Annotated in this window: 21 protein-coding genes; 15 read left to right on the forward strand and 6 right to left on the reverse strand. The window is 65.8% G+C overall.

From position 1 onward, the window contains the following. Window positions 1-128 precede the first annotated feature (128 nt). From acs to C563_RS0109670, 5 genes are all read left to right on the forward strand, one after another. Entirely contained in the window at window positions 129-2,150 is a 2,022-nt protein-coding gene (gene acs / locus C563_RS0109650) for an acetate--CoA ligase (protein ID WP_018761845.1), read from the forward strand. 205 nt (window positions 2,151-2,355) lie between these two features. Then, window positions 2,356-3,666, forward strand: coding sequence for an ABC transporter substrate-binding protein (locus tag C563_RS0109655; protein ID WP_018761846.1), 1,311 nt, complete (start codon window positions 2,356-2,358; stop codon window positions 3,664-3,666). An 89-nt stretch (window positions 3,667-3,755) separates the two neighbouring features. Then, window positions 3,756-4,730, forward strand: a complete 975-nt coding sequence (locus C563_RS0109660; protein ID WP_018761847.1) for a carbohydrate ABC transporter permease — start codon at window positions 3,756-3,758, stop codon at window positions 4,728-4,730. Further along, window positions 4,727-5,641: a carbohydrate ABC transporter permease gene (locus C563_RS0109665; RefSeq protein ID WP_018761848.1), complete on the forward strand. Its 915-nt coding sequence runs from the start codon at window positions 4,727-4,729 to the stop codon at window positions 5,639-5,641. Before C563_RS0109660 ends, C563_RS0109665 begins: the two co-directional genes overlap by 4 nt. Window positions 5,642-5,696: 55 nt before the next feature. After that, entirely contained in the window at window positions 5,697-6,488 is a 792-nt protein-coding gene (locus C563_RS0109670) for a DeoR/GlpR family DNA-binding transcription regulator (RefSeq protein ID WP_018761849.1), read from the forward strand. Window positions 6,489-6,491: 3 nt separating this feature from the next. Here the strand turns inward: C563_RS0109670 and C563_RS0109675 are convergent, their stop codons facing one another. Together C563_RS0109675 and C563_RS0109680 are read right to left on the reverse strand one after the other, a co-directional pair. Beyond that, window positions 6,492-7,520: a substrate-binding domain-containing protein gene (locus tag C563_RS0109675; RefSeq protein ID WP_018761850.1), complete on the reverse strand. Its 1,029-nt coding sequence runs from the start codon at window positions 7,518-7,520 to the stop codon at window positions 6,492-6,494. A 5-nt stretch (window positions 7,521-7,525) separates the two neighbouring features. After that, on the reverse strand, window positions 7,526-8,728 hold the full coding sequence (locus C563_RS0109680; RefSeq protein WP_018761851.1) for a Gfo/Idh/MocA family protein: 1,203 nt from the start codon (window positions 8,726-8,728) through the stop codon (window positions 7,526-7,528). Window positions 8,729-8,908: 180 nt separating this feature from the next. Between C563_RS0109680 and C563_RS0109685 the strand changes: the two genes are divergently transcribed. The 5 genes from C563_RS0109685 (at window position 8,909) to aroQ (ending at window position 15,088) form a co-directional block, all read left to right on the forward strand. Beyond that, the gene (locus C563_RS0109685; RefSeq protein WP_018761852.1) at window positions 8,909-9,841 is read left to right on the forward strand and encodes a carbohydrate ABC transporter permease; all 933 of its coding nucleotides are present in this window, start codon (window positions 8,909-8,911) and stop codon (window positions 9,839-9,841) included. 10 nt (window positions 9,842-9,851) lie between these two features. Beyond that, complete coding sequence (locus C563_RS0109690) at window positions 9,852-10,775, forward strand: carbohydrate ABC transporter permease (RefSeq protein ID WP_018761853.1); 924 nt, start codon at window positions 9,852-9,854, stop codon at window positions 10,773-10,775. An 84-nt stretch (window positions 10,776-10,859) separates the two neighbouring features. After that, entirely contained in the window at window positions 10,860-12,200 is a 1,341-nt protein-coding gene (locus C563_RS0109695; protein ID WP_018761854.1) for an ABC transporter substrate-binding protein, read from the forward strand. A gap of 151 nt (window positions 12,201-12,351) precedes the next feature. Further along, window positions 12,352-14,541: an alpha-galactosidase gene (locus tag C563_RS0109700; protein ID WP_018761855.1), complete on the forward strand. Its 2,190-nt coding sequence runs from the start codon at window positions 12,352-12,354 to the stop codon at window positions 14,539-14,541. Between the two features lie 82 nt (window positions 14,542-14,623). Beyond that, window positions 14,624-15,088, forward strand: coding sequence for a type II 3-dehydroquinate dehydratase (gene aroQ, locus C563_RS0109705; RefSeq protein ID WP_018761856.1), 465 nt, complete (start codon window positions 14,624-14,626; stop codon window positions 15,086-15,088). A gap of 40 nt (window positions 15,089-15,128) precedes the next feature. Here aroQ and C563_RS0109710 read toward each other — a convergent pair whose 3' ends face one another. Continuing rightward, window positions 15,129-16,313 carry a MarP family serine protease gene (locus C563_RS0109710; protein ID WP_018761857.1) on the reverse strand — a complete coding sequence of 395 codons (1,185 nt, stop codon included), beginning with the start codon at window positions 16,311-16,313 and terminating at the stop codon, window positions 15,129-15,131. 196 nt (window positions 16,314-16,509) lie between these two features. On the opposite strand from C563_RS0109710, the gene C563_RS0109715 reads away from it, so the two are divergent. Beyond that, on the forward strand, window positions 16,510-17,187 hold the full coding sequence (locus C563_RS0109715; protein WP_013602309.1) for a Crp/Fnr family transcriptional regulator: 678 nt from the start codon (window positions 16,510-16,512) through the stop codon (window positions 17,185-17,187). Window positions 17,188-17,283: 96 nt separating this feature from the next. On the opposite strand, the gene C563_RS0109720 is transcribed toward C563_RS0109715, so the two are convergent. From C563_RS0109720 to C563_RS21045, 3 genes are read right to left on the reverse strand one after another with little or no spacing between them, the layout of a single operon-like run. Next, window positions 17,284-18,195, reverse strand: coding sequence for an NUDIX hydrolase (locus tag C563_RS0109720; protein WP_026264606.1), 912 nt, complete (start codon window positions 18,193-18,195; stop codon window positions 17,284-17,286). Between the two features lie 15 nt (window positions 18,196-18,210). Next, window positions 18,211-18,744, reverse strand: coding sequence for a RidA family protein (locus C563_RS0109725; RefSeq protein ID WP_018761859.1), 534 nt, complete (start codon window positions 18,742-18,744; stop codon window positions 18,211-18,213). A gap of 1 nt (window position 18,745) precedes the next feature. Next, entirely contained in the window at window positions 18,746-18,901 is a 156-nt protein-coding gene (locus tag C563_RS21045; protein WP_009359196.1) for a DUF4177 domain-containing protein, read from the reverse strand. Window positions 18,902-18,938: 37 nt separating this feature from the next. Between C563_RS21045 and C563_RS0109735 the strand changes: the two genes are divergently transcribed. From C563_RS0109735 to C563_RS0109750, 4 genes are all read left to right on the forward strand, one after another. Further along, on the forward strand, window positions 18,939-21,257 hold the full coding sequence (locus C563_RS0109735) for a transglycosylase domain-containing protein (RefSeq protein WP_018761861.1): 2,319 nt from the start codon (window positions 18,939-18,941) through the stop codon (window positions 21,255-21,257). Window positions 21,258-21,263: 6 nt separating this feature from the next. Continuing rightward, window positions 21,264-22,208 (forward strand): metallophosphoesterase, encoded by a 945-nt coding sequence (locus C563_RS0109740; protein WP_018761862.1) that lies wholly within the window; start codon window positions 21,264-21,266, stop codon window positions 22,206-22,208. 132 nt (window positions 22,209-22,340) lie between these two features. Then, window positions 22,341-24,149, forward strand: a complete 1,809-nt coding sequence (locus C563_RS0109745; RefSeq protein WP_018761863.1) for an ABC transporter ATP-binding protein — start codon at window positions 22,341-22,343, stop codon at window positions 24,147-24,149. After that, a complete protein-coding gene (locus C563_RS0109750) occupies window positions 24,146-25,972 on the forward strand; it encodes an ABC transporter ATP-binding protein (RefSeq protein WP_018761864.1) in 1,827 nt (608 codons plus the stop codon). Before C563_RS0109745 ends, C563_RS0109750 begins: the two co-directional genes overlap by 4 nt. Window positions 25,973-26,002: the final 30 nt, after the last annotated feature.

A 26,002-nucleotide genomic window follows, 5' to 3' on the forward strand; every position in this document is an offset into this window, starting at 1 on the left:
GCATTAGGCTTGGTTGCGGAACAGCTCTTTGCGGTATGTCCGTCCCGGCTGGAGCCCAGTGCCGCGCCAACGGCGGGCCCTGCGGTGACGGCATCCCGCGGCGACGATCGATGAATGATGAGGTTCATATGTCCCAGGACACCCCCAGCTCCACGGCCACGGTTCCGTCGGATTCCGCCCCGGCCGCAGCCCAGTCCGGCCAGCAGGGTGACGCTTTCGCGAACCTGCTGCACGAGACTCGGGCCTTCCCTCCCAGCGCCGAGTTTGCAGCCGGTGCCGTCGCCACGGCAGCCGAGTACGACGATGCCAACGCGGACCGGCCGGCGTTTTGGGCGAAGAAGGCCCGGGAGCTGCTGACCTGGTCCAAGGACTTCACGCAGGCGCTGGACTGGTCTGATCCGCCGTTCGCGAAATGGTTCGTTGGCGGCGAAATCAACGCCGCGTACAACGCGTTGGACCGGCACGTGGAGGCCGGCAACGGTGACCGGGTGGCCATCCATTTCGAGGGTGAACCCGGCGACACCCGCGCGTACACCTATGCGGAGCTGACCGAAGAGGTGAAGAAGGCGGCCAACGCTTTCGAGTCCTTGGGCGTTGCCAAGGGTGACCGGGTGGCGGTGTACCTGCCGATGATCCCGGAGGCCGTGATCACGCTGCTGGCATGTGCCCGGATCGGCGCGGTGCATTCGGTGGTGTTCGGCGGTTTCTCGGCCGAGGCGCTCCGTTCCCGGATCGACGACGCCGAGGCCAAGCTGGTGGTGACCGCTGACGGCACCTACCGGCGCGGCAAGCCCAGCCCGCTGAAGCCGGCCGTCGACGATGCCCTGGCCCACGACGGCCACACCGTGCAGAACGTGGTGGTGGTCAAGCGCAACGGCCAGGACGTGGACTGGCACGAGGGACGGGACCACTGGTGGGCGGATACGGTGGGCGCCGCGTCCGCGGAACACACCGCGGTGGGCCACGATTCCGAGCACCCGCTGTTCATCCTGTACACCTCAGGGACCACAGGGAAGCCCAAGGGGATCCTGCACACCACCGGCGGGTACCTCACCCAGGGCGCATACACGCACAAGGCCGTGTTCGACCTGCACCCCGAAACGGACGTCTACTGGTGCACGGCCGACGTCGGCTGGATCACCGGCCACTCGTATGTTGCCTACGCCCCGCTCATCAACGGCGCCACCCAGGTCATCTACGAGGGCACCCCGGACTCCCCGCACCAGGGCCGATGGTGGGAGATCGTGGAAAAGTACAAGGTCTCCATCCTCTACACCGCCCCTACCGCCATCCGCACCTTCATGAAGTGGGGCGCCGAGATCCCGGGCAAGTACGATCTGTCCTCGATCCGCGTCCTGGGCTCGGTGGGCGAGTCGATCAACCCCGAGGCCTGGATGTGGTACCGCAAGGTGATCGGCGGGGACAAGGCGCCGATTGTGGACACTTGGTGGCAGACAGAGACCGGCGCCCAGATGATCGCTCCGCTGCCGGGTGTCACCGCCACCAAGCCCGGCTCGGCCCAGGTCCCGCTGCCCGGCATTGCCGTGGACGTGGTGGACGAGATGGGCCAGTCCGTTCCCGACGGCCACGGCGGCTTCCTGGTAATCCGCGAACCCTGGCCATCCATGCTGCGTGGCATCTGGGGGGACCCCGAGCGGTTCAAGGACACGTACTGGTCCCGGTTTGAAAACATGTACTTCGCCGGGGACGGGGCCAAGAAGGATGAGGACGGGGACATCTGGCTCCTGGGCCGGGTGGACGACGTCATGAACGTCTCCGGGCACCGGCTCTCCACCACGGAGATCGAGTCCGCCCTGGTGTCCCATCCCGCCGTGGCGGAGGCCGCCGTCGTGGGCGCCTCGGACGAGACCACCGGCCAGGCCGTCGTCGCGTTCGTCATCCTCCGCGGCGATGCCGTGAACAACGGCGATGCCACCGTCCAGGAACTGCGCAACCATGTGGGCAAGGAAATCGGCCCGATCGCCAAACCAAAGAACATCCTGGTGGTCCCCGAGCTGCCCAAGACCCGATCCGGGAAGATTATGCGGCGCCTCCTCAAGGACGTCGCGGAAGGCCGCGACCCGGGTGACGCCACCACGCTTTCCGACCCCACGATCATGCAGCAGATCGCGCAGTCGCTCAGAAAGTAACACTGGCTTAGCATCGAGCCGGGAACCATCGGACGGCCCCGTTTCCCCCGCCATCACGGGGAAGGCGGGGCCGTCCGCATTTGTGACGATTCAAAAAAATCAACGCGCAAAATGTTATTTACCGTTCTTCCATGTTCGCTTTTGCGAGGTTATAGTCAGCGTATGTGAGGTGCCTCACACGCGGCTATTTTTCAAGGGAGAGAACATGGCTTCACAGTTTGATGCGTCCGCCACCGCATTTCCGAGCAGGCGGACCATCCTCAAGACGGTCGGCGTAGGAGCGGTTGGCCTGGCCGGCATCCCGTTCCTCGCCGCCTGCACCGGCGGGAGCGCACCGTCGGCAACGGGGTCGGAATCCTCCGGCCTCACTTTCGGCTCCGGAGCCTCGGACGACGTCCCCAAGCGCGCCTACCAGGCCGTGACGGATGCCTTCACAGCCAAGACCGGCAAGACGGTCACCACCAACGTGGTACCCCACAACGATTTCCAGAACAAGATCAACTCCTACCTGCAAGGCTCCCCCGACGATGCGTTCACCTGGTTCGCCGGGTACCGGATGCAGTACTACGCGGGCAAGGGACTGCTGGCACCCATCGACGATGTCTGGCAGACCGTGGGCGCCAACTTTTCCGACGCCCTGAAGAAGGCGTCCACCGGCCCCGACGGGAAGATGTATTTCGTTCCCAACTACAACTACCCGTGGGGGTTCTTCTACCGGAAGAGCCTCTGGACCGAAAAGGGCTACCAGGTACCCGCAACGTTCGATGACCTCAAGGCGCTTGCCACGAAGATGAAGGCTGACGGCCTGATTCCCATTGGCTTCGCCGACAAGGACGGCTGGCCCGCCATGGGCACCTTCGACTACATCAACATGCGACTCAACGGCTACCAGTTCCACGTGGACCTCTGCGCCCACAAGGAGTCCTGGGACCAGCAGAAAGTCAGCGCCGTCTTTGACACCTGGAAGGCCCTCCTGCCGTTCCAGGACCCTGGAGCCCTCGGGCAGACCTGGCAGGACGCCGCAAAGGCCCTGGAGGCGAAGAAGACCGGCATGTACCTGCTCGGTTCCTTCGTCACCCAGCAGTTCACCGACCCCACGGTCCTGGCCGACATCGATTTCTTCGCTTTCCCCGAAATCGCGATGGAAGGCAGGGACTCCGTCGAAGCCCCCATCGACGGACTGCTGTTGTCCAAGAAGGGCGGGGACAACAAGGCAGCCCGCGACTTCCTGGCGTTCCTCGGCACACCGGAGGCGCAGAATGCGTACGCCAAGGTGGACTCGTCAAACATCGCCACCGCCAAGGGCGCGGACACCTCATCGTTCACGCCCCTGAACAAGAAGTGTGCCGACACCATTGCGGGCGCGAAGAACATCAGCCAGTTCTTCGACCGCGATGCTCTGCCGGCCATGGCCAACAACGTGATGATTCCCGCCCTGCAGACGTTCATCAAGGACGGCACCATGGACGTCAAGAACCTTGAGGCCCAGGCCAAGACGCTGTACGCAGCGCAGTAGTTTCCGCCTACGGAACGGCGACGGCGGCGCTTGGCGTGCGCCGTCGCCGTTCCCCTCCTGCATCCGGACCAAGCAAGGGGAAGAATCCCATGAGCAGCACCGCACAAGAATTGATTCCGCCGGAGTCCAGGGACCCGGCCGGAGCGCCCTCGAAGAGGCGGCCCGGGCGCGGCCGGGTACGCCGCCTGTCCAGCCGGGACAAGCTTGTCCTGGCCCTGATGGTGGGGATTCCCACCCTGATCGAACTGATGCTGGTCTGGCTGCCCATGCTGATGTCCGTCGGGCTGAGCTTCAGCCGCTGGAATGGCCTGGACCTGGCAGATCTCCGTCCGGCCGGCACCGACAACTACCAGTTCATCACCCAGGACTACCCGCCGTTCTGGCCCGCGGTGCAGCACAACATGCTGTGGCTGCTGTTCCTGGCCCTCATCGCCACCCCGCTGGGCCTGCTGCTGGCCGTACTCCTGGACCAGAACATCCGCGGCAGCAAGATCTACCAGAGCATCTTCTTCGCCCCGGTCATGCTGTCCCTCGCCCTGATCGGCATCATCTGGCAGCTGTTCTACCAGCGTGACAACGGCCTGCTGAACTTCGTCCTGGGAACGGCGGGGACGCCGCAGGCAGTGGACTGGTTCGGTGATTCGTCCGTCAACATCTGGGCCGCCATGATCGCCGCCACCTGGCGGCATGCCGGCTACGTCATGCTGCTGTACCTGGCCGGCCTCAAGGGCGTGGACCCCAGCCTGAAGGAAGCGGCAGCCATCGACGGCGCCTCCGCCACGCAAACCTTCTTCCGCGTGGTCTTCCCGGCCATGCGGCCGATCAACATCGTCATCGTGGTCATCACCATCATCGAATCCCTCCGCGCATTCGACGTGGTGTACGTGATCAACCGCGGCACCAACGGCCTGGAAATGCTCAGCGCGCTGGTCATCCAGAACCTCGTGGGCGAAGGCCAGGTGATCGGCGTGGGCTCCGCGCTGGCCGTGGTCCTGCTGGTGATTTCCCTTGTCCCCATCGTTTTCTACCTCAGCCGCACCTTTGGCAAGGAGAACAGAGCATGAGCAATGTTGCAGCCCGGCCCCGGCCCGTTCCCGCAGGCGCAGGAACCCGGTCGGGGAGCCGCCCCAAGCGGCACTACGGGACCCACATCTTCCTGACCGTCATGGCCATCGTGTGGCTGGTCCCGCTTGGCTGGTCCGTCTTCACAGCGCTCAGGCCGGTGGCCTCCACCAACCAATACGGGTACTTCAGCCTGGCCGGCGCGTTCAACTTCGACAACTTCATCCAGGCCTGGACGCAGGGCGGGTTTTCCACCTACTTCTGGAATTCGGTGATCATCACGGTCCCGGCCGTGCTGCTGACGCTGTTCCTCGCCTCGCTTATGGCCTTCGCCGTGAGCCGGGTCAACTGGAAATTCAACATCACGCTGCTGATCATGTTCACAGCAGGCAACCTCCTTCCACCGCAGGTCCTCGCCGCGCCATTGTTCGAGATGGCCAAGCACCTTACGGTGCCCTACTCGTTCAGCGATTCCGGGAACATGCTCAACACGTACATCATCGTGATTGCCGTGGACACGGCGTTCCAGATGGGGTTCTGCACCTTCGTGCTGTCCAACTACATGAAGGCGCTGTCCGCAGACCTGACCGAAGCGGCGCTGGTGGACGGGGCGGGCATTTGGCGGCAGTACAGGGAAATTATCCTGCCGCTGTGCCGGCCGGCGTTCGCCGCCCTGGGCACGCTGGAAGTCATCTTCATCTACAACGACTACTTCTGGCCCCTGCTCTTCATCCAGAGCGGCAACCGCCTCCCCATCACCACCGCCATCAACAACCTCCAGGGCCAGTTCCTGAACAACTACAACCTCTTGGCGGCGGGTGCGGTCATCACGGTCATCCCCACCCTGATCATCTACCTGCTCCTGCAGCGGCAGTTTGTGGCGGGGCTGACTCTTGGTTCCAGCAAGGGGTAGGCAAAGATGGAACGTGAACGGGACATTTCTCCCTTAGCCGCCCGAAAGGAACTCCATGCTTCCCGCAGCACGTCACCAGGCCATCGTGGACGCCGTCCAGCGGGAGCGGGTGGTCCGTGTGTCAGACCTCGCCCACCAGCTGGGTGTCTCGCTCATGACGGTCCGGCGGGACATCGAGCTGCTGGAGGAGGGCGGCCGGGTGGAGCGGATCCACGGCGGTGCCAAGCTCCCCGGCGGTGCAACCACCCATGAGCCCGGATTTGAACTGAAGTCAACCCAGCTGCCGGCCGAGAAGCGCGCCATTGCGGCTGAGGCCGCGCGGATGGTGCATGAGGGCATGGCGGTGGGCCTCAGCGCCGGCACCACCACGTGGGCGCTGGCCCAGGAACTGGCCAAGGGGCCTCGGATCACGGTGGTGACCAACTCCGTGCGCATTGCGGACCTGTTCCACCACGGGGCGGCTTCAGGGGCTGCCCGCTACGGGTCCACCGTGATCCTGATCGGCGGCGAGCGCACGCCGTCGGACGCCCTGGTGGGTCCGATTGCCACCGCAGCACTGAAACAGCTGCATCTGGACTTGCTGTTCCTGGGCGTGCACGGCATGGATCCGGAAGCAGGATTCACCACTCCCAACCTGCTGGAGGCCGAGACCGACCGGGCGTTCGTAGCGGCGTCCCGGAAGCTAGTGGTGGTGGCGGACCACACCAAGTGGGGCACCCAGGGCATGAGCACCATCGCCGCGTTGGAGGAAGCGGACGAGGTCATCAGCGATGCCGGCTTGAGCGCGGATGCCCGCCGGATCCTGCAGGAGAGCGTCAGCCGGCTGCGGATCGCCGCGCCGGCCTAGCTCCTACGGGCAGCCGCAGGACTGGCGGATACGCAGCGTGGTGGGGAAGATCCGGTGCCGCGGTTTTCCGCCTCGGCCGGCTTCCAGCAGCGCCCCGACGGCGGCTTCGGCCATGGCCACCACCGGCTGTTCCACGGTGGTCAGCGGCGGCCAGGAGTATTCCGAGTCGGCCGATCCGTCAAAGGACGCGATGGCGATGTCACCCGGGACGGAAAGGCCCGCCTCGTGGATGGCGCGGAGGAGTCCGATGCCCTGCATGTCGGACGTGGCAAAGATGGCGGTGGGCCGGTTCACCGATGCCAGCAGCCGCTGCCCGGCAGCATACCCGCCGGGCCTGGTGAACGCGCTGTAGGCAATGGGGCCCTCCGGCAGGCCTGCCTCCTGGAGCGCCTGGCGCCAGCCCAGCTCGCGGCCATCGGTGGACCCGGAGACGTTGGTGCCCATCGCCAGCCCGATATTGGTGTGCCCATGGCCGATGAGGTGCTCCACCGCGATCCTGGCACCGGCTGCCAGGTCCACGCCGACGCTGTTGAAGCCGGGAGCATCGCGTTCCTGGTTCAACAGCACCGCCGGGATGTCCGCCGTCTCCAGGACTTCGAGGTCAGGTTCGAAGAGGACGCTGGCGAGCAGCACCCCGTCCACCTGCCGGGCGGCGAGGTTGCGGACGTTCCGCCGCTCCTTGGCCAGGTTCCCGTCCGAGTTGCTCAGGACCAGGGCGTAGCCAAGGGCGGCGGCCGCGTCCTCCACCGCGTGGGAGAACAACGAGAAGAAGGGGTTGGCGATATCCGGGACAATGAGCCCCAGCGTCTCGCTGGACCCCAGCTTGAGCGCCCTGGCGGCGGCATTGGGCCGGTAGCCGAGGACGCGGATGGCGTCCTGGACTTTGGCTTCGGTGGCGGGGGCCACCTTCTTGGGACCTCCGTTGACCACGTAGCTGACGACGGCGGTGCTGACGCCCGCGAACCGGGCAACATCCTTGCGCGTCACCGGCCCGCGCGGGGACGGCACAGCCGAAGTGGTCATGGAGTACATGCTAGCTACCAGGTGGCGGGCGCGTCGCCGAAGTCAGGGATGGGCAGCCGCGCGCCGTCTTGCCGTGCCGATTCGTGGGCCACGATTCCGGGTAGCGTGAACCGCGCGGCGACCCAGGCATTGACGGGCGGCAGCGAGCGGTTGTTCACCGCGGTGACGAAGTCGTCCACCAGGAAGTGGTGGCTGCCTTCATGCCCGTTGGGCGCGCCGTGGAACTCCGCGGGCAGCCGTGCTGCGTCGTGCACCGGGGCGAGTCCCGACACGAAGGCGTCCCGGAGTTCGGGGGCGACGTTGGCCAGCGACGGATCGTCCAGCGGAATGCTGGGCCGGGTTTCCATCTGCTCGGAGATGTCGTGGACGTCCTGTTTGTCCTGCCACACGGTGACCTTGGCGAGCTGTTCGAAGCTGGCCTCGGTGCCGAAGAACCGGAACCTGGATTCGCGGATGTGGGAGGGGTAGCCCACCCGGCGCATTTCGTTGGTTCGCATGGCACCGCCGTCGTTCAGTTCGAAGAGCGCGGTGGCGTTGGATAGGTCGTTGCCGAACATACTGACGTCCTTGTCGAAGACGCCGTCGTTCCGCTGGTCCGAGACCCCTATGCAGCTGACGCTGACGGCATGTGCCGGAAGGGCCCCGAGCACGCCGCCGATCGCGTGCGTGGGGTAGAGCATGGGCGGGTAGCTGGCGGTTTCCTTCCACCGCTCGCCGCCGCTGTACTGGTAGGCGTCGTAGAACCCCAGGTCCATGTCGTGGACATAATCGCCCTCGGAGTAGAAGACCCTGCCGAATTTTCCGGCAGCGTGCTGCTCGCGGGCATAGACCGTGGCGGGGTTGTAGTAGCTGGTTTCACCCATCATGTAGACGTTTCCGGTTTCCCGGACGGCGTCGATGATGCGGGCGATTTCCGCTTCCGAGACTGCCATGGGAACGGCAGAGTAGACGTGCTTGCCTGCGCGGAGCGCCCGTTCCACCAGGGGGCCGTGGGTCCAGCGCTGGGTGAAGATGGCAACGGCGTCGACGTCGGAGGCCAGCAGGGCGTCGAAGTCCGCTTCCTGCCCCGCCAGGTTGTACCGTTCGACGGCTTCGGCCGCCCGTTCCGGGCGCTCATCGGCCACGTAGACGGCGTGGACACCGGGGTGAAGGTTGAACAGGTGCGCGAACTGGGAGCCGAACTGGCCCGCGCCCACGATGCCGATCGAGAACGTCATTGTCATGCCTTTCGTCAGGGTTACCTGAGTCTTGCATCGGTTTCTACTCGAGTCAATATCCGGTAAATGGACAAAAAGCCTTTGAAACAGGCAGAAATTAACCTCTTGCCACCCCAGCATCTACTCGTGTAGATTGTTCCGCAGCCTGTTACTTCCATCACAATCAGGAAAGGGTCGACGATGACCACCCTTACCAGGAACGCCAGCCCGGCAGAGCATGCAGTGCGCCGGCCGCTGAAGCGCAGGGGACAAAGTGACCTGAAGATCGCGCTGTTCTTCATCGCTCCCGCCATGATCGGATTTCTCGTCTTTTACCTGGTGCCGACGCTTCGCGGCATCTACCTCAGCTTCACCGAATACAGCATCCTCGGGGACCCCGCGTGGATTGGCACCGCCAACTACGAGGCGATCGCGAAGGATCCCCTGTTCTGGAACGCCTTGGCGGTCACCTCGCAGTACGTCCTGATCAACATCGTCCTGCAGACCGCACTGGCCCTGGGGCTGGCCCTGCTGATGCACCGGGTGGCCAAGTCAACCTGGATCCGCGGCGCGCTCCTGCTGCCGTACCTGATGGCCAACGTGATCGCCGCCCTCCTGTGGTTCTGGCTGCTGGACTACCAGATCGGCATCGTCAACTACTTCATCGAATCCATCGGCCTGCCCAAGGTGGCGTTTTTCGGCAGCGAGGAATGGGCCATCCCCACCCAGGCGCTGATCAACACATGGCGGCACATGGGCTACACAGCGCTGCTGCTCTTCGCCGGCCTGCAGTCCATCCCCCACCACGTCTACGAGGTGGCCAACCTGGACGGCGCCTCCCCGTGGCAGACGTTCCGCAAAATCACGGTGCCGCTGCTGCGTCCCGTCCTGGTCCTGGTCCTGATCGTCACCGTCATCGGCTCGTTCCAGGTCTTCGACACCGTGGCCGTGACCACCCTTGGCGGCCCGGTCAACGCCAGCCGGGTGCTGCAGTTCTACATCTACCAAAAGGCCTTCACGGAATCGGATTTCGGATACGGCTCCGCCCTGGCAGTCATCCTCTTCGTCATCCTCGCCTTGGTGGCCTTCATCCAGATGAAGTTCCTCAAGGGCAACGAATCAGACCTGGACTAAGGACACTTCCATGACCACCGCAAAAGTTTCCGCCCCCGCCCGGCCCGCCGCCCGCCGTCGTCCGTTCAGCTGGCGCCGCGCCGCCGCCTGGGCCCTCGTTGCCCTCGCAGTCGCCGTATCGGTCCTCCCGTTCTACTGGATCCTGCGGACGGCGCTGTCCACCAACGGATCCCTTGCCGGCAACGCCACCAACCTGCTCCCGGCGGACTTCAACCTCGGCGCCTTCAAACGGGTCTTCGGCCTGCAGTCACCGGAAGAAGCTGTCGCCGAAGGCGGCTCCGGAGCCCAGATCGACTTCTGGAGCTACCTCCGCAACTCCGTGCTCTTCGCCTCCATCACCACCACCGGGGCCGTGTTCTTCAGCGCCATGGCCGCCTACGCGTTCGCCCGGTTGCGGTGGCGGGGACGGAACCTGGTGTTCAGCCTCTTCCTGGCCACCATGATGGTGCCGCCGATCTTCACGGCACTGCCCAACTTCCTGCTCATCAAGAACCTGGGCCTGCTCAACACCCTGGCGGGGCTGGTACTCCCCTATATCTTCATGACCCCGTTTGCCATCTTCTTCCTGCGGCAGTTCTTCCTGAACATGTCCCGCGAGGTGGAGGAAGCGGCCATGCTCGACGGCGCCAAGCACCTTCGGATCTTCTTCCAGATCATCCTGCCCAACGCCGCAGCCCCCATCGCCACGCTGGCCCTGCTCACCTTCATCGGCCAGTGGAACGAGTATTTCTGGCCGCTGCTGGTGGGCCAGGACGAATCCGTCCGCGTCCTCACGGTGGGCCTGGGCGTCTTCAAATCCCAGTCGCCGCAGGGCGCGCCGGACTGGTCCGGGCTGATGGCCGCCACCCTTGTCTCCGCCCTGCCGGTCCTGATCCTGTTCGCCGCGTTCGGCAAGAAAATCGTCAACTCCATCGGCTTCTCCGGCATCAAGTAATACCCCTTCCCGCGTAACCCACCCGTCCCATCCCCGGCGCCGGGCCATGGCGGCCTGCCCGGAAGCACTGTGAAAGGAACACCCATGAAAAAGAAAGCACTCACCTCCCTCGCCGCCGCGGCAGCCGCTGTCCTGGCGCTGTCGGCCTGCGGAGGCGGCGGATCCGCCGAGGCCGGCAAGGGCGAAATCAACTACTGGCTGTGGGATGCCAACCAGCTCCCGGCGTACAAGCAGTGCGCCGACGACTTCCACAAGGCCAACCCGGACATCACCGTCAAGGTCACCCAGCGCGGCTGGGACGACTACTGGGGCACCCTCACCAACGGCTTCGTGGCGGGCACCGCCCCGGACGTGTTCACCGACCACCTGGGCAAGTACCCGGAATTCATCAAGAACAAGCAACTGCTCGCCCTCGATGACGCGGTCAAGAAGGACAACATCGACACCAGCATCTACAACTCAGGGCTTGCGGACCTCTGGGTGGGCCAGGACGGCAAGCGGTACGGCCTCCCCAAGGACTGGGACACCATCGCCCTGTTCTACAACACCAAGCTCGCAGCCGACGCCGGCGTCACCCCGGAACAGATGGCCAACCTGAGCTGGAACCCCCAGGACGGCGGCACGTACGAAAAGACCATCGCCCACCTGACCGTGGACAAGAACGGCAAGCGCGGCGACGAAGCCGGCTTCGACAAGAACAACGTTGCCGTCTACGGGCTCGGCCTCAACGGTTCCGGCTCCGGCCAGGGCCAGACCGAGTGGAGCTACCTGACCGGAACCACCGGCTGGACGCACACGGACAAGAACCCGTGGGGCAAGCACTTCAACTACGACGACGCCAAGTTCCAGGAAAGCATCGACTGGTTCGCGGGGCTCGTGGACAAGGGCTACATGCCGAAACTTGAAACCACGGTGGGCGCCAGCATGGCGGACACCTTTGCCGCCGGCAAGTCCGTCATCAACGCCAACGGTTCGTGGATGATCGGCCAGTACACCGGCTACAAGGACGTCAAGGTGGGCATCGCCCCGACGCCCACGGGAGTCGACGGCAAGCGCGCCAGCATGTACAACGGCCTGGCGGACTCCATCTACGCCGGCACCAAGAAGCCGGACGCCGCCATCAAGTGGGTGGAATACCTGGGTTCCGCAGCCTGCCAGGACGTGGTCGCTGCCAAGGCCGTCGTCTTCCCCGCCATCAAGACCTCCGCCGACAAGGCAGTGGAAGCGTTCAAGGCCAAGGGCGTGGACGTGACCCCGTTCAGCCAGCAGGTCAAGGACGGCACCACATTCCTCTACCCGATCGCGGACAACGCCGCCAAGGTTGACGGCATCATGAAGCCGGCCATGGACGCCGTGGTGTCCGGCAAGGCCAAGGCCAGCTCCCTCACCCAGGCCAACGACCAGGTCAACGCCCTGTTCAAGTAACCCATCCAACGTGGCTGCGTATGTGGTCGCAGCCACCGGCCCGGGCGCCGCCGTCCTCCTCCTCGCGGCGGCGGCGCCCGGCCACCCCTTCCCGGATTTCCCTCCTGTGCGTAACTTAAGACGCAACGCTGAACACTGAAAGAGACCTCCTATGGATCCCCTGTATCTCCGTTCCGCCGGCACCAGCCTGCTGATCAGCTTCGACAGCGGGGAGGCCGAGGTCATCCATTGGGGCGCCGACCTGGGTTCGGAGCTGCCGGACCTGGGCTTCCTGGCCGGACCTATCGGGCACTCTTCGGTCGACGCGCGCGTAACGTCCGGCCTCCTCCCCCAGGCGTCCTCCTCGTGGCGGGGCCGCCCCGCCCTCCGCGGCCACCGCATCACCGGCAACGGCCCCGGCTTCGACTTTTCCACCCGCCTCCGCGTCACGTCCGTCCACGCCGAGGGCCGCACCGCCACGATCGGCCAGGCCGACCTCGACGCCGGCATCAGCGTCTCCACCTCCCTGACGCTGCACGACGGCGGCCTGCTGGAACTGCGCCACACCGTCACCAATGACGGCACCACCCCGTTCCAGGTGGACGAGCTGGCAACCGTCCTCCCGGTGGCCCCCGACGCCGTCGAACTCCTGGACCTCACCGGCCGCTGGTGCCGGGAACGCCACCCGCAACGGCAGCGCATCCAGCAGGGCACCTGGGTCCGGACCGGCCGGCACGGCCGCACCGGGCACGACTCGTCACTGATCTTCGCCGCAGGCACCGAGGGCTTCGGCAACCGGCACGGCAAGGTGTGGGCGACCCACCTGGCCTGGAGCGGCAACCACGAACAGTTCGCGGACACCATCGGCGATGGCCGCACCGTGATCGGCGGCTCGGAGCTGCTGGGGCCGGCCGAGGTCATCCTCGAACCGGGCGCCGGCTACACCACACCGGCCCTTTTCGCCGCCTACTCCGGCCATGGCCTGGACGGCATCAGCGAGGCGTTCTACAGCTGGTTCCGTGCCCGGCCGCACCATGTGCTGCCCGCCGCCTCCACAGGACTGCCGGCCGGTAAACCGCGCCCGGTGGTGCTGAACACGTGGGAGGCAGTGTATTTCGACCACAACCTGGACACGCTGATCGAACTGGCTGATTCCGCGGCGGACCTTGGCGTGGAGCGCTTCGTGCTCGACGACGGCTGGTTCCGCGGGCGCCGCGACGACCACGCCGGGCTGGGCGACTGGTACGTCGACGAGACGGTGTGGCCGGACGGCCTGACCCCGCTGATCGACGCCGTCACCTCCCGTGGCATGGAATTCGGCCTCTGGGTGGAGCCGGAAATGGTCAACCTGGATTCGGACGTGGCCCGTGCGCACCCGGAATGGATCGTGGGTCCTTCCGCTTCGGCGCACAAGGACGGCGGCCGGCTGCCCCTGGAGTGGCGCAACCAGCACGTCATCGACCTGGTGAACCCGGAGGCCTGGCAATACGTGTTCGACCGGATCTCCGCGCTCCTGTCCGGCAACAACATCAGCTACTTGAAATGGGACCAGAACCGGGATCTCGTGGAACACGGCCATGCCGGCCGGGCCTCCGTCCACGAGCAGACCCTTGCCGCGTACCGGCTGTTCGATGAACTCCGCAAGGCCCATCCCGGCGTCGAAATCGAGAGTTGCTCGTCCGGCGGCGCCCGCGTGGACCTGGGCATCCTGGATCGGACCGACCGCATCTGGGCCTCGGACTGCAACGACGCGCTGGAGCGGCAGACAATCCAGCGCTGGACCGGCGTGGTGGTCCCGCCCGAGCTGGTGGGCAGCCACATCGGGCCCACCACCTCCCACACCACCGCCCGCACCCACGACCTCTCGTTCCGGGCCATTACCGCCTTGTTCGACCACTTCGGGATGGAATGGGATGTCCGGGGCGTCCAAGGCAAGGAGCGGGAAGAGTTGCGGCGCCTGGTGGGGCTGTACAAGGAACACCGGGGCCTGGTCCACAGCGGGCTGCCTGTCCACGCGGACATCGCCGATGACGCGTTCCAGCTGTACGGCGTGGTGGCCCCCGCGCCCGTTGAAGGCACGACGGCGGCGCTGTTCGCCGTCGTGGGCATGCGCACCTCGGCATCCGAGACCCCCGGCAGGATGGGCGTTCCCGGGTTGGACGCGGAGCGCAGCTACCGGGTGGAGGCCGTCTTCCCCGCACCGGTGGACGCCGACTACGCCCACACCTTCACCCAGGTCCAGCCTCCGGCCTGGCTTTCGGGCGGCGCGGTTGCCACCGGACGGTTCCTCGCCGAAGTGGGGCTGCCCATGCCCATGTTGAACCCGGAGCACGCGTTGCTGTTCAAGGTCACGGCCCTCTAGCAGCTGCTGTGGGCCCGCTGCCCGCCGCCCCTACCAACGTAAGAATGCGCGGCGGGCAGCACCAACCGATAGATTTGCACGCATGACTGAAGCCTCCTCCACTGTCGAAGCCGGCCGCGGCACCATCCTCGTCATCAACGGCCCCAACCTGAACCTGCTGGGCACCCGGGAACCGGAGAAGTACGGCACCTCAACCCTTGCGGACGTGGAGCAGCTGGCAGCCTCCGCCGCCGCCAAGCACGGATTCGCGGTGGAGTGCGTGCAGTCCAACCATGAGGGTGTCCTGCTGGATGCCATCCACGCGGCCCGGGGCGCCGCCGCAGGAATTGTCCTGAATGCCGGCGCCTTCACACACACGTCCGTGGCGCTCCGTGACGCCCTTGCTGCTGTGCAGCTGCCCGCCGTCGAGGTGCACATCACCAACGTGCACCAGCGGGAAGAGTTCCGGCACCACTCGTACCTGTCGCCGGTATGCGCCGCGGTGATCGTGGGCGCCGGCGTGTTCGGCTACAAACTCGCCATCGACTACCTGGCCGAGGTCCTGTAGCCGGCAGCCCTGGTTCTTCACTCCCTGGCTTCCGGCAGCCCTACTTCTGGATGCACTGCCCGGAGGAGACGGGCGCGGACAGGGTGGGCGCCTGCTGGGCCACGGGGTTCAGGTCGCTCATGGTGATGGCGAATCCCACTTCCGCGTCCGAGGTTGCCTTGGCAAAGATCACGCCGGCCACCTGGCCGTCGGTGGTCAGCAGAGGGCCGCCCGAGTTCCCCGGCTGCACGTCCCCCGCCAGGCGGTAGATGTCTTCCGGCGACGGGTTGTTTCCGTAAATGTCCGGCACCAGCACGGTGGCGATGTCCTGCACCGTGGCCGGCTTGGACTGGAAGGGCCCGCCGTGGGGGTACCCGGCGAAGGCGGCCTGGCTGCCGCCGGGCAGGTCGCGGCTCAGCGGCAGGGGCTGGGACGGAAGGTTGTCCACCGCCAGGACTGCCAGGTCCCGCTTGGTGTCGAAGTAGACCACACGCCCCGGCATCGCGCCGCCGTCGGGCATCTCCACGACGGGCTGCGACACGCCCGCCACAACGTGCGCGTTGGTGACCACGCGGCCCTGGGACACCACGAACCCGGTACCGGTCTGGTTCTGGCCGCATTCGTACGCCGTGCCGGCGATCCTCAGGACCGACTGGGCTGCCCTGTTCAAGGCCGGAGTGTTGGTGCTGGCGTTGGGCACCTGGACCGGCTGGCCTTGGTCCAGGCCTTCGAACAACGTGGGTATACCGTTGCCGATCACCGTGGACCGCAGCTCAGCCATGGTCGCCTTGACCGGGGTGGGCGTGAGCCCGTCGATGAACCGGATCACCTTGGATTCAGCCAATTGCTGCGACACGACCGGCACGCCCAAGGAGCTGACGCTGAAGGCCAGCATGGACATGACCAGCGCGGACACCACCAGGTTCAGGGCCCCGCCCACCAGCCGGTCCACGGCACGCAGCGGCCGGATCCGCATGGCACCGCGGATTTGCCGGCCCACCATGGTGCCCAGCCCGTGGCCCAGGGCCATGAGGACGACGGCGGCCGCGATGATGGCGGTCAGCCTCCATCCGGAGTCCGGAACGAAGGTGCTGACCAGGGGTACGGCAAAGAACGCCGCGACGGCGCCGGCCGCGAAACCGGCCAGGCCGCCGACCGTGACCAGGAACCCATTGCGGAGGCCGTAAACCAGGTATGACAGCAGCGCCAGGATCAGGACGAGGTCCAGGACAGTCAAGCCGACCACAAAGGCTCCTTATTAAACAGTTGAACCCCCATTCTAGTGGCGGACACTGACAAACTTCTGTGGGCTTCAACGCCCTCCCATTGACCCGGATCCGGTTGTTCACGGGCGTTTCGGCTGCCAAGTTCGTCACAGAACCTTGAAAATTCTGAAACAATGGCTCAAGCGCCACAGCCGATACTTTTACTCAGGAGATTTCATGGACATCGAGGTACTGCGCCGAGCACCCCTTTTCGCCACGCTCGACGACGACGCATTCCGTCTGCTGACGGACGAGCTCACCGAGGTGGACCTTTCCCGCGGCGCATCCGTGTTCCGCGAGGGCGACCAGGGTGACCAGCTCTACTTCATCGTCTCCGGCAAGGTGAAACTCGGCCGCACGTCCCCGGACGGCCGGGAATCCCTGCTCGCCATCCTCGGCCCGGGCGAACTCTTCGGCGAGATGGCCCTCTTCGACCCCAGCCCCCGCACCGCCACCGCCACCGCGGTCTCGGAAACCCGGCTGGCCGGGCTCAAGAATGAGAGCCTGAACACCCTGCTGCGGACCCGCCCCGAGGTTTCCGCCCAGCTGCTGCAGGCCCTGGCCCGCCGCCTGCGCCGCACCAACGACTCCCTGTCCGACCTTGTCTTCTCGGACGTTCCGGGCCGCGTGGCCAAGGCCCTGCTGGACTTGGCGGACCGCTTCGGCCGGCCGGCAACCGACGGCGTCCTGGTGGCACACGAGCTGACCCAAGAGGAACTGGCGCAGCTGGTGGGCGCGTCCCGCGAAACCGTCAACAAGGCCCTCGCCGAGTTCGTCCAGCGCGGCTGGCTCCGCCTCGAAGCCCGCGCCGTGGTCATCCTGGACATGCAGCGCCTCCGCCAGCGCTCCCGCTAGGACCTACGAAAAAGGCCGCCCCGAGGGGCGGCCTTTTTCGTGCCCGGAAACAATACCGGCCGAGTCCCAGGCTTCGACAGGCTCAACCGCCTGGCGTCAGCGTTCGCGCTGGTGGTCCCCTGCCACGGTCTTGGCGGCCTCGACCTCAAGCATCAGCTTGCCGTCTTCCTCCACCAGGACCGGCTGGTACACGTGGGGTTTGCGCTTGTAGCTCAGGTAGGCGATGCAGCCGTTGGCGGCCGCCATCTTTTCGATCATGATCTCCGAGCCGGGGACCAGCAGCTCGCCCAAGGGCCGGCCCACGGTGTTCTCCTGGCCGGCCTCGTCGCCGAGTGCGGTGGTATTCCTTTCCTGCACCACCTGGGCCGCGTTGACCCACCTGCCCCAGACGCCCTTGCCCTCAAGCAGCGAGGGTTCCTGGCCCAACGGGACGGTGGCGGCAAAGTAGCGGGTATCGAACCGGCGGTGCGCAAAATCCGGGCTGCGCCAGTTGACCAGGGATTTGAGCAGGTCCGTACGCAGCGAGAGGCCACGCTTGCCCAGGACCTGGGCAAGCGTCTTCTCCTGGTCCGCGACCGCGATGCGGGCACGCATCCACTCGGACGAGGATGTGGCTTCCACGGTGTTGGACATGTCCGGACCGGCCAGCAGGATGCCCGTCTCTTCGAAGAGTTCCCGGATGGCGCCCACCACGTGGCGCCGCGCCAGCCCGACGTCGGCCGTTCCCATCTGCTCGGCCCAATGCTGCGGCGAGGGGCCAAGCCAGCCCATGGCGTCGTCGTCGGCCGGGTCGAGGGAACCGCCGGGGAAGGCGAGGACGCCCAGCGGCGAGGAGCCGGGCCGGTAACCCAGCCAGGTCTCCAGGCCGGTGGGGGAATCACGCAGGAGGACCACGGAAGAGGCGTAGCGCGCGGCCCGGGGAGTCCGTTCGCCGTGTTCGAGCCAGCTTTGAGCCGCCCCTTCAAGGTCCTGGGGAAGTGCAAAAAGGCGTCGTGCGAGGTGAGGCAAGGGAAGTGACCGGTCCTAGCTGAATTCGGCGATCAGTTCGACTTCCACGGGAGAGTCGAGCGGAAGAACGGCAACGCCGACGGCGGAACGTGCGTGCTGCCCGGCGTCGCCGAGGACACGGCCCAGCAGCTCAGAGGCGCCGTTGATAACGGCGGGCTGGCCCGTGAACGACGGGTCGGAGGAGACAAATCCGACCACCTTGACGATGCGGGTGATGCGGTCCAGGTCGCCGATGACGCTCTTGACCGCGGCCAGGGCGTTCACGGCACACACGGCGGCATACTTCTGGGCGTCTTCGGGGGACACCGTGGGCTCGTCGGCGAACCCTTCGGTGCCGGCGGACACCTTGCCGGTAGCTTCGAGCTTGCCGTTAATGAACGGCAGCTGGCCGGAGGTGTACACGTGGTTGCCGGAGACGATGGCGGGGACGTAGGACGCCACGGGAGCGGCGACCTCCGGGAGCGTGATGCCAAGTTCCGCGAGGCGCTGCTCGACGGCGGATGCCGGCGCCGTTGCGGCGCCGGAACCGGCTTCTGCGGGGGTGCTCATGCTACTGCTTCTCCCTCTTGAGGTAGGCGACAAGCCCGTTGCCGTCGGGTCCGGGAACCACTTGGACAAGCTCCCAGCCGTCCTCCCCCCACTGGTCCAGGATCTGCTTGGTGGCGTGAATAATGAGCGGAATCGTCGCGTACTCCCATTTGGTCATGAGAGAAAGCGTAGCCCTTGCCGGTAAAGTGGAAAACATGGCGACTCGCAACAACCCCTTATTCGACACTGCCACCACACTGGGTAAGATCCTTCTTTTCCTCGGTGTGAGCGCGATTTGCGGTGTCCTGGTGGCGGGCCTTCTGGTTCCCGCCGCTGCCGTCTCGGGCAGCGCGGCAAGCGGTTCCATCAACTTCTTCGACTCCCTCCCTGCGGAACTGAAGGTTGACCCGCCCAGCCAGACCACCCGCATCCTGGCCGCCGACGGCAGCGAGATCGCCAGCGTCTATACGGAGAACCGCACCAAGGTTCCGCTGGACCAAATTTCGCCGAACATGAAGAACGCCATCATTGCCGTGGAGGACAGCCGCTTCTACGAGCATGGCGGCGTGGACACCACCGGCATCCTTCGCGCGCTGGTCGCCACCGCCCGCGGCAACAAGCAGGGCGCGTCCACCATCACGCAGCAGTACGTCAACAACGTGCTCAATGCGAACCTCGCCGCTGCCGGCGAAGAAGACCAGATCAAGCTCAACGGCGTCAACAAAGGCGTTGGCGACAAGCTCCGGGAAATGAAGCTCTCCATCGCCCTGGAGAAGGAGTTCACCAAGGACCAGATCCTTGAGGGCTACCTGAACATCGTGTTCTTCAACCGGGACGCATACGGCATCGAGGCCGCCTCCCGGTACTTCTTCAGCACCACCGCCAAGGACCTGACCCTCCCGCAGGCGGCACTCCTGGCGGGCCTGGTGAACAGCCCGTCCATGTTCGACCCCATCACCAATCCGGAGAAGTCCAAGCAGCGCCGGGACCTGGTGCTGGGCCTGATGAAGGACCAGGGCAAGATCACCGCGGACGAATACCAGGCAGCGGTGGCCACCCCGGTTGAACCGAAGGTCACCCAGCCCAAGCAAGGATGCGCCTACGCGGCCACCGCTCCGTACTTCTGCGACTACATCCTGCACCTGCTGGAGAACAACCCGGCCTACGGTGCAGACGTCAAGGACCGCCAGCGGCTCATCTACGGCGGCGGCCTGACCATCACCACCACCCTGGACCCCAAAGCCCAGGCCACCGCCCAGGAGCAGGCCGACGCCGCGGCCGGCGCCAACCCGGATAAATGGGGCGCGTCCATGGTCTCGGTACAGCCCGGCACCGGCAAGATCATCTCCATGGCCCAGAACACCTCGTTCCTGGCCGGCGCGGGCGGCTTCAATTCACAGTTGAACTTCAACGTGGACAAGCTGGACAAGGACGGGAACGACCTCAACGGCGTCGGCGGGTTCCAACCGGGTTCCACCATGAAGCCGTTCACCTTCGCGGAGTGGCTCAACGAGGGCAAGACCATGAATACCGTGGTCAATGCAGCCCAGCGTGTCTACCCCATTGGTTACCCGTGGAAGAACACGTGCGGGAAGGTCCAGGGTGCGTACAGCACGGCGCAGAAGAATGCAGGCCTGGACGCTACTGATGACCTCCAGAATGCCGAGCCACAGTGGTACAAGCCGCTGACCGTCCTTGAGGGCCTTTACAACTCCATCAACACCGTGACGTTCGCGTCCGCGGCGCAGCTGGACTTCTGCGGCATCCAAAAGATCGCCGATGCCGTTGGACTGCACAGCGGCCTGCCCTCGGCTGATGGCAGCGAGCCGCACCCCAAGATCAACATGATGACCCTGGGCAATCTGCTGGGCTCCACCCAGACGTCGCCGCTCACCATGGCCAGCGCGTTCGCCACATTTGCGAACGACGGCAAGTACTGCGAGCCCATTGCCATCACCTCGGTGACCGACGCCACCGGCAAGCAGCTCCCGGCCCAGTCCAGCAGCTGCCGCGACGCCATCAAGCCAGAGGTTGCCCGCGGCGTGAACTACGCGCTTCAGGAAGTCATGAACAGGGGTTCGGGCTCGCTGATCCAGCCGCGCCTGTCCACCAAGACCAGTTTCCCGATCGGCGCCAAGACCGGTACCTCGAACAACAACGGCTCCACCTGGGTTGTTGGCCACACCACCGGTTTGGCTACGGCTGCCTGGTTCGGTGACCCGCTGGGCGACCAGGGCCGTGCCGGCCAGAACATCACCGTCAACGGAAAGTTCTACCAGGGCATTGACGGTTACATGGTCGCCGGACCCATGTTCTCGAACTTCATGACCAAGGTCGCGCCAGGCTACGGCACCAACCCGTTCCCGGCACCGCCGAGCAACATGGTCAACGGGACCACCACCAACTCCGCTCCTGCCCAGAACGGCCAGCAGGCCACCCAAGCCCCTGCAACCCAGGCGCCCGCCACCCAAGCCCCGGCCCCGGCCCCGGCGCCGAGCAGCAACGGAAACGGCAATGGCAAGGGAAACGGCTAAGCGCGCATGAGCATCGACAGCCTGGCAAGCCGCGCCCGTTCCATCGGGCGCGGCTTTGCCGTTGCCGCAGGGGCCGGAACTGCGGCCGGGATGGCGGCCTTCGGCTACGGCTTGTGGGAGAAGAACCAGTTCGTCCTTCGCGAGGAAACCCTGGCCATCCTCCCGCCCGGACGCAACCCGTTCCGTATCCTGCACCTGAGCGACATCCACTTCGTGCCCGGCCAACAGAAGAAGGCCCAGTGGCTCGCCTCCTTGGCGGACCTGCAGCCCGACCTGGTGGTGAATACGGGCGACAACCTCAGCCATGTCAAGGCAGTGGATCCCCTCCTGGCCGCGCTTCGGCCCTTGCTGCAGTTTCCCGGCGTCTTCGTACCGGGCTCCAACGACTACTTCGCCCCCACATTCAAGAACCCCGCGTCCTACCTGTTGGGACCCTCCAAGGCCGCGCCGAAGCCCACCCCCCTGGATTGGCCCCGCCTTCGTTCCGGGTTCGGCATGGGTGGCTGGGTGGACCTGACCAACCGCCACCAGTCGCTGATCCTGAACGGCATGCGCTTCGACTTCTCCGGCGTGGATGACCCGCACCTGAACCGCGAGCGCTACGCCGGCTGGCCGCGCGGCACGGTCAACCAGGACGCCAACGACCATCTCAAGGTGGCGGTCATCCATGCCCCGTACCAGCGGGTGCTGGACCACTTCACGGAAAGCGGCGCGGACCTCCTGCTCGCCGGCCATACGCATGGCGGCCAGATCTGCATCCCCGGGTATGGTGCCGTCGTCGCCAACTGTGACCTCCCCACGTGGCGGGCGAAGGGCCTCAACGACTGGACCAGCAATGGGCGCACGACGCCGGTCAACGTCTCCGGCGGCATCGGCACCTCACGCTTCGCCCCGGTAAGGATCGCCTGCAAGCCTGAGGCAGTCCTGCTGACGCTTACCTCCCGCGGCTGACCCTCCCATTACGGACTGCAATAACTGGGCAAGCCTGGCGCCCCGGCGGCAACCCTTGTGAATCGTCTCACCCCATGGCATAGGGTAGTTGCTAGAGGAAACTACATTCGTTTTAGAGCTTGAGAAGCGGGCATGGCCAAGCAGACTCCATTTTTCAGATCAATCAGCCGTCTTTATCCGCACGTCCGGCCCATCATTCCCCGGCTTTTTCTGGGGCTTCTCTGTGCGCTGGCGGCAAGTATCGTTGCCCTGACCATCCCCCAGGTGCTGCGTGTCCTGGTCAACACGGCGCTGCAGCCGGGGGCCAGTGCGGACGGGGTGTGGATTTCCGCAGGTGTCATCCTGGTGCTGGGCGTCGCCGAAGCCGGCCTGGTGGCGCTCCGCCGGCAGTTCGTCATCAACCCTGCCACGACGGTGGAAACCAGGATGCGGGTCTCGCTCTACGACCACCTGCAGGAACTGACCGTCTCCTTCCACGACCGCTGGGGTTCCGGCCAGCTGCTGTCCAGGGCCATGACAGACCTGAACTTCCTGCGCCGGTGGATGGCCTTCGGCGCCATCATGCTGGTGGTCACCACCCTCACGGTGATTATCGGGATCGTGGCCATGTTCGCCATGAGCTGGCAGCTGGCGCTGATCTTCCTCGCCGCTGCCGTACCCATCACCATCAACAGCTTCCGGTTCCGCACCCGGTTCAGCAAGGTGGCCCGGCGCAGCCAGGACCAGGCCGGCGACCTCGCCACCACGGTGGAGGAATCAGTCCACGGCATCCGCGTGCTCAAGGCGTTTGGCCGCAGCCGGGAAGCCCTCGAGAACTTCAACGAACAAGCCGAGGAACTGCGCCAGACCGAAATCGAGAAGGCCCGCCACCAGGCCACCTTCACCATGGTGGTCACCCTGCTCCCCGAACTCGCGCTCGGAACCGGCCTGGTGGTGGGCGTTATGTTGTGTGCCGGCGGCCAGCTGAGCATCGGCTCCCTGGTGGCGTTCTTCGCAACGGCCGCCGTCATCGCCTCGCCGGTGGAATTTTCCGGCATGCTGCTGGCCATGGCACTCACGGCGAAGACCGCCGTCGACCGCCACTACGAGGTGATGGATACGCAGAACACCATCACCAGCCCCGCCGAGCCGCGCCGCCCGGACGAACTCGCGGGCGCACTGCGCTTCGACAACGCAACGTTCGCTTTCGAGGACGCCCCGGACAAGCCGATCCTCAAGGACATCAACCTCGAGGTGCGGCCCGGCGAAACCATGGCTTTGGTGGGCATCACCGGCAGCGGCAAGAGCGCGCTCATCCAGCTGGTCCCCCGCCTCTACGACGTCACGGCCGGCGCCATCAGCATCGATGGAGTGGACATCCGCGACTTTGACGTCGAGGAACTGCGCAGGATTGTCGGAGTGGCCTTCGAGGACACCACGCTGTTCTCCAGTTCCGTCCGGGACAACGTCCTCCTTGGCGCGCCGGTGCGTTCCGAGGAGATCCTGGAGGAGGCCTTGGACGTGGCGCAGGCGCATTTCTCCTATTCCCTGCCGCAGGGCGTGGACACGCTGATCGGTGAGGAAGGGCTTAGCCTGTCCGGCGGCCAGCGCCAGCGCATTGCCCTGGCACGTGCCATCGCCGCCCGTCCACGTGTCCTGGTCCTGGATGATCCCCTCTCGGCCCTGGACGTCCACACCGAGGAACTCGTGGAGGCCCGCCTCCGCGAGGTGCTCAAGGACACCACCACCCTGATCGTGGCGCACCGGCCGTCCACCGTGGCGCTGGCCGACCGGGTGGCGCTGCTGGAAGACGGCCGTATCACCGCCGTGGGCACTCACACGGAACTGCTGGCCGGCAACCAGCATTACCGGCACGTCATCGCCAGCCTGGAGCGTGAACCGCGCGACCTTGACTCCGAACTGTCCGCCCTTGAGGACCAGGCAGAGGAAGTGACCCGATGAGCACGGCAACATTCGGCACCGCCAACGAGGACAACGCCCACCTTAGCAAGAGCGACAGCAAGGCGGTCCGGCGCCGGTCGATCGCCCTGCTCGGGTCCCTGATCCGGCCGGTGCGGGTGCGCTTCTGGCTGACCATCGCCATGGTGGTCCTTTCCCAGGCAGCCCGGGTGGCCGGCCCGGCACTGATCGCTTTCGGCATCGACCACGCCCTCCCGGCCCTCCGGTCAGGTGACAACCTCCCGCTGGTGTTCACCGGCGTCGCCTACCTGCTGGCGGCCATCGCGACGGCGGGCCTCACCGCCCTGTACGTCACCTCCACGGCACGGCTCAGCCAGGCAATGCTGCTGGACCTGCGCGTCCGGGTCTTCCGGCACACCCAGCGGCTCAGCCTGGAATTCCATGAACGGTACACGTCCGGCCGGATCATTGCCCGCCAGACGTCGGACCTGGAGGCGTTACGCGAACTCCTCGATTCCGGCGTCAGCTCGCTGGCTTCCGGGATGCTCTTCATGGCGTTCACCGCCGCCACGATCTTCGCCCTGGACTGGCGCAGCGGCCTGCTGGTGCTGGCCGCCGGGGTGCCCATGTTCTTCCTGGCCCGCTGGTACCAGAAGCATTCCCAAATCGCCTTCCGGGAATCACGGGTGGTTTCCGCCCGGCTGATCGTGCACTTCGTCGAAACCATGACCGGAATCCGCGCGGTCAAGGCATTCCGCAAGGAAAAGGAAAACTCCGAAACCTACGGCAACCTCGCCGAGGACTACCGCCTGGTCACGGTCCGGTCCATCAACCTGAACGGCATCTTCCAGCCCGGGCTGGTGCTGATCGGCAACGTCTGCGTGGCGGTGGTGCTGCTGTTCGGCGGCTTCCGGGTGCTGGGCGGCGACCTGGCCGTCGGCGTCCTCCTGGCCCTCATCCTCTCCACCAAGCGGTTCTTCCAGCCCGTGGACCAGATGGCCATGTTCTACAACTCGTTCCAGAGCGCGCAGGCAGCCCTCGAAAAGGTGTCCGGGCTCCTCGAGGAAGTACCCACGGTCCGGCCGCCGAAGAACCCTGTCCCGCTTCCCGACGCCACCGGGCGCATCGACTTCAAGGACGTCGAGTTCCGCTACGGCGACGGACCCGTGGTGGTGCCCCGCCTGAACCTGCATATCCCGGCCGGGCAAACGGTCGCCCTGGTGGGACAGACCGGCGCCGGCAAGTCCACCCTGGCCAAACTCATCGCCCGGTTCTACGACGTCAGCTCGGGACACCTGACCCTGGACGGCGTGGACCTCCGCGACCTTGCCACCACCGACCTCCGCCGGAACATCGTCATGGTCACCCAGGAAGCCTTCCTGTTCAGCGGTTCGGTGGCGGACAACATCGCACTGGGCCGGCCGGAAGCGACACGTGCCGAGATTGAGGAAGCTGCCAAGGCCGTTGGGGCGCACGACTTCATCCTGGAACTCCCCGAGGGCTACGACACCGACGTCAACAAGCGCGGCGGCAGGGTCTCCTCCGGGCAGCGGCAGTTGATCAGCTTCGCCAGGGCCTTCCTGGCGCGGCCGGCAGTACTGATCCTGGATGAGGCCACCTCCTCCCTGGACATCCCCTCTGAAAGGCTTGTGCAGGCCGGGCTGGCCCGCCTGCTCGCCGGGACGGAGGCGGCGCGCAGGACGGCACTGATCATCGCGCACCGGCTGTCCACCGTCGAGACAGCTGACAGGGTAGTGGTGGTGCACGACGGCCGGATCGTGGAGGACGGCACCCCGGAGGATCTGATCGGCGGCGGCGGCCGCTTCGCGGACCTGCACGGGGCTTGGAAGGATTCCTTGGTCTAGGCCGCCGCCCAGGCTCACTGCGGCCGGATT

The organism is Arthrobacter sp. 135MFCol5.1 (assembly GCF_000374865.1).
Classification (GTDB): domain Bacteria; phylum Actinomycetota; class Actinomycetes; order Actinomycetales; family Micrococcaceae; genus Arthrobacter.